The organism is Paractinoplanes polyasparticus (assembly GCF_019710575.1).
In the GTDB taxonomy this organism is placed as follows: Bacteria; Actinomycetota; Actinomycetes; order Mycobacteriales; family Micromonosporaceae; genus Actinoplanes; species Actinoplanes polyasparticus.
On sequence record NZ_JAHWFK010000005.1, the window covers coordinates 94,752 to 98,660 of the forward strand.

Sequence of the window (3,909 nt, forward strand, 5' to 3'; positions counted from 1 at the left end):
CCGGCTACTCCTCCCAGACCTCGACGGTCTTGGGCTCGCTGCGGCGGCCGTCGCGGTAGACCGCCACGATGGAGACGGTGTGCTGCTGGGCCGGGTCGAGGCCCTCGATCGCTGCCGACAAGGCCCACCCGTCCTCGACCAGGACGGTTGCGCCGCCCGGCTGCGCCGTGAGCTCGTAGGCCTGGATCAGGTCGGGGTCGTCCGGCCACGACCAGTGGACCCACACCTCCGGGCCGGACCAGAAGGCGACCATCCACAGAACCGGGGCCGGCGGCGGCGCCTCCGTGATCGTCCAGGTGAAGGTCACCGACGAGGTGGACCCGTCCCAGTCGGTCACCGTGGCGGTGACCTCGAACGTGCCCTCCTTGGTGGGCGAGCCGCTGATGGTGCCGTACTCGTTGGCGTTCAGCCCGTCCGGCAATCCGGTGACCGACCACGTGAAGGGGCTGTCGGGGTCTTCGGCCCGCAGACGCAGCTCCACGCTGTCGGTGACCCGGTGCTGCTGCGGTCCGGGACTTTCGATGACCGGCGGGGCCACGATCGACCACAGGAAGGTGGTCTGGTCCGAGTATCCGCCCGGATCGGTCACCCGGATACTCGTGACCGTCCGCTTGTCCTCGACCGGCGTTCCGGTGATGAGGCCGTCGTCGCTCATGGTGAGGCCCGCGGGAAGGCCCTGGGCCGTGAAGAGCAACGGCTCCCCGGCCGGATCGCCGGCCTCGACCTGCAGGCGCAGGGCCTCCCCGACGGGGTCCTTCCGGTCCTCGATCTCCACGATGGTCGGGAAGGCCGGCGGCAGCGGCTCCAGCTCGACATGGACGGCGGTCCAGGCGGCGACAACAGCGGAATATTCGGCGCTGGTCTTCCCGTACAGCTCCTCGGCGGCCTTCTGGGTGGCACGGCGCGCGTCGGAGAACGACGTCGTGGAGACCATGTAGCGGGTGAGCGCGCGGTACCAGATCGCCCCGGCTTTGTCGCGGCCGATGCCGGTCACCGCAGCGGCGCCCTCGCACGGAACGGACTCACCCCAGGCGGACTTCGCACTGCCCTCGGCCAGCGTGTAGAAGAACTTGTTCGGTACGCCCGAGAGGTAGTGCACGTCGCGCACGTCGCCGTCCCAGCAGCCGACCGACTCCCCGTCGCGGGCCGGGTCGTCCATGTAGCGCAGCGGCAACCCCGGACCGCCGAAGTCGGTCAGTTCGCCGATCAGGTAGTCGGGCGGGTCGGCCGGGTTGGCCGCGGCGAACTCGACCAGGGTGCCGAAGATGTCGCTCGTCGACTCGTTGAGGGCGCCCGACTGCCCCCAGTACTCGAGGTCGGCGGTCGCGCCGGTGACCCCGTGCGCCCACTCGTGGGCGACGATGTCCTGCGAAGTCAGCGCCTTGCTCCAGCTGTCGCCGGCGCCGAACCGCATGCAGAAGCACGCGTCGCTCCAGCTGGCGTTGCCGTCGGCGGAGCGGTCGTGGACGACGGCCAGTGCGCCCCGGCCGTCGTCGGCGATCCCGTTGCGGCCGAAGGTGCGCCGGAAGTAGTCCCAGGTCTGCTGGACGCCGTGGTGGACATCGACCGCCAGGGTGGCCGGGTCGGCGATCGTGCCGTCGCCCCAGGCGTTGTCCGCGTCGACGAAGGGCGCCGTCTCCTCGCGCGAGGGACCGACTCGGTTCTGACCGTCGCGGGTCTCGGAGTTGCCCCGGCCGGGATCGACCAGCTCGTGGTTTCCGTCGTCGCGCCGGGTGGTGCTCAGCGGCACCTGGCCCGCGAGCAGTCCGTGGCCGGTGCCGTCGGCCGTGTGGACGGTGCCGACCTTGCGCCGCAGGGCGCCGGTTGCCGCGTCCACGATGTATCTCTCGTCGCGGCCGCCGACCAGGATGCTCCAGGCCAGCGCCGGCCGGCCCGAGGTCGCGTCGACGACGAGAGCAGCGGTCCGTTTGCCGGCCGGGATCTTCGCGGTGGTGGCCGCCCTCTCTGCGGAGACGGCAGGCTTTGTCGGCACCTTGATGGCTTGTTTCTGGGCCACGGTGGCGCCGCGGAGACGGCCGTCGGCGTGGGAGTGCACGACGAAGTCGCCACCCAGCACGGGCAGCCCCCGGTAGGTGCGGTCGAGGCGCACATGTCGCGTGCCGTCGGCGTCCACCAGCACGCTGCGGGCCGTGTACTTCTCGTCCGGTCCGCCCCGCACCAGGGCCGGGTCGCGGTGGACCAGCGACTTGGCGTCGGTGGCGACCCGTTGCCGTGCCGGCGGCACCGTCGGCCCCGGAGCGGCCACGGCCGGTTGATTCGTTGTCACGACCGCGGCGCTCGCGGCGACCACCGCGATGATGCCGGCCACGCCGGTCAGAAGGCGTCGTCCCGCCACTGATTCCCCGTTCCCCCGTTGTCAGTCGAGGCAACATAGCGGACTTCTTCGATGTTTATCGTCCCGGTGCGCGGGCCCGGGTCAGCGGTGGGTGGGGTGTTCGTGGTCGGCGTGACCGGCCGGTTCGAGCTGGAACGTGGAGTGCTCGACGTCGAAGTGGCCGGTCAGGCAGGTCTGCATGGCGTCGAGCAACTGCGGGGCGTGGCCGTCGTGGAAGCAGGAGTCGTCGACGACCACGTGCGCGCTGAGCACCGGCAGGCCCGAGGTGACGGTGAGCACATGCAGGTCGTGCACGTCGAGCACGTGGTCGAGCCCGGTGAGGTGATCGCGGATCCGGTCGAGGTCGACGTGGGCCGGCGCTGTCTCGAGCAGGATGCTGAGCGACTCGCGCAGCAGTTTCCCGGCCCGCGGCACGATGACGATCCCGATCAGCACCGAGACGATCGGATCGGCGCGGGTGAACCCGGTCAGGGCGATCACGCCGGCCGCGAGGAGCACGCCGACCGAGGTCGCGGTGTCGGTGGCGACCTCGAGGAAGGCGCCCCTCATGTTCAGGCTCGCCGCGCGGGCCCGGTAGAGCAGCGCCACCCCGATCAGGTTGCCGACCAGGCCGATCACGCCGAACAGGGCCATGCCGCCCGGCTCGACGTCGGCCGGGTCGATCAGCCGGCGGACGCCCTCGATGAACACGTAGACGCCGATGCCGCTCAGGATCAGGCCGTTGAGCGCGGCGGCCAGGATCTCGGCCCGCGCCCAGCCGAAGGTGCGCCGGCCCGAGGCGGGCCGGGCGGCAAGCAGGGTGGCGCCCAGCGCCAGCGCGACCCCGCCCGCGTCGGCCAGCACGTGCCCGGCGTCGGCCAGCAGCGCGAGGCTGCCGGTGCGGATCGCGCCGACGACCTCGACGGCGAAGATGACCACCGAGATGCCGAGAACGGCCGCGAGGATCCCCCGGTGCCGGCCGGTTGCTGTCACACCGTGGTCGTGCACACCGTGGTCGTGCCCCATCCGAACCGCCGTCCAACCCATGTTTATATGCGTACTCTATTATACGTCTTCCGCGGTCTAGGCTTCCCGGGTGAGAGTTCCGCGCGTGCGCACCGAGACCGGCCAGCTCGTGATTCTGCGCTTCACCCCGGACGAGGTCGAGGTGCACGAGGTGCGGCCGGCCCGCCAGCAGGCCGCGAAGGCGAGCGCCGGCGGGCTGCTGCTGGCGGTCGGCCTGGCTCTGGTCGCCACCACGGCGGCCGACCGCGGCCCCTCCTGGCTCGACGTCGCGCTCTGGGTCGTGTGCGGCGCGGTCTTCGCGGTGGGCGTGGTCGGCGGCCTGGCCTGGTGGCTGGTCACGATCGCCAGCGACCGCGGCCGGGGCCCGGTGCGGACGATCGCGGCGGCCTCCGTGCTGAACGCCGCCAGCCGGGCCGACAACGGCGAGGTGACCGTCACCCTGCATCAGGCGGACGGTCACGACCGCACGTTCTCGGCCGTCGGCCACAGCGGCGCCCTGCTGGCGAATCAGTTCGCCCGCCTGCTGACCCCGGCCTGACGGACCGCCG

Annotated in this window: 3 protein-coding genes; 1 reads left to right on the top strand and 2 read right to left on the bottom strand. The window is 71.8% G+C overall.

The genetic code is table 11. The annotated features are described in order from the left end of the window. Positions 1 to 4: 4 nt before the first annotated feature. The gene (locus tag KXC43_RS07825) at positions 5 to 2,356 is read right to left on the bottom strand and encodes a M4 family metallopeptidase (RefSeq protein ID WP_221375292.1); all 2,352 of its coding nucleotides are present in this window, start codon (positions 2,354 to 2,356) and stop codon (positions 5 to 7) included. An 81-nt stretch (positions 2,357 to 2,437) separates the two neighbouring features. Next, entirely contained in the window at positions 2,438 to 3,361 is a 924-nt protein-coding gene (locus tag KXC43_RS07830; RefSeq protein ID WP_221375293.1) for a cation diffusion facilitator family transporter, read from the bottom strand. 70 nt (positions 3,362 to 3,431) lie between these two features. Between KXC43_RS07830 and KXC43_RS07835 the strand changes: the two genes are divergently transcribed. After that, complete coding sequence (locus tag KXC43_RS07835) at positions 3,432 to 3,899, top strand: hypothetical protein (RefSeq protein WP_221375294.1); 468 nt, start codon at positions 3,432 to 3,434, stop codon at positions 3,897 to 3,899. The last annotated feature ends 10 nt before the right edge of the window (positions 3,900 to 3,909 follow it).

What these genes read in the sequence shown, in the direction of transcription:
- KXC43_RS07830 (WP_221375293.1), bottom strand. Translation starts at nt 3,361, where the DNA reads ATGGGGCACGACCACGGTGTGCACGACCACGGTGTGACAGCAACCGGC.